The organism is Bradyrhizobium uaiense (assembly GCF_010811875.1).
In the GTDB taxonomy this organism is placed as follows: domain Bacteria; phylum Pseudomonadota; class Alphaproteobacteria; order Rhizobiales; family Xanthobacteraceae; genus Bradyrhizobium; species Bradyrhizobium uaiense.
This window is the reverse complement of the sequence record NZ_VKHP01000586.1, coordinates 1-486: the sequence shown is the minus strand read 5'-3', so window position 1 is coordinate 486 and position 486 is coordinate 1. Positions and strand designations below refer to the sequence as shown.

Genomic DNA, 486 nt, shown 5'->3' with positions numbered 1-486 from the left:
GAAGGTCAAGGCCGTGCTGGAGAAGCGGCTGCAGGCCTATGCCGGCAAGCCGGTCGGCGTTGCGATCAGGAGCGCGGACGAGATCGCCGCGGTGCTGAAGGCAAATCCGTTTCCGAAAGCCCCGCCGAATTTCACCGTCGCGATCTTCCTCGACGAGCCGCCACCCAAGGACGCCCTGAAGGACGTCAAGGGCCAGCAGGACGAGCAAATCCGGCTCGGCAAGCGCGAAATCTATGTCGCCTACGGCAGCGGCATGGGCCGCTCCAAGCTGAAGATCCCCGCCGCCGCCAACGGCACCGCGCGCAACATCAACACGATCGCAAAGCTCGCGGAGCTTGCCGCGGGCGACGACGAGTGAGCCGAGCTCGCAGCCCGACCGTCCGTCATCCTTCGAGGCTCGCTCCGCTCGCACCTCAGGATGACGGGTCAAATGGTTCGACTCGCGGATGGGTACTGCGTTGCTAGGTCTCCCGCACGGCAAATCCG

1 protein-coding gene is annotated in these 486 nt (G+C 65.4%); it reads left to right on the top strand.

What is annotated here, in order from left to right; all coding sequences use genetic code 11:
• The coding region (locus FNJ47_RS46605) for a DUF1697 domain-containing protein (RefSeq protein ID WP_163163545.1) at nt 1-358 on the top strand (358 nt) is incomplete at its 5' end.
• Nucleotides 359-486 lie beyond the last annotated feature (128 nt).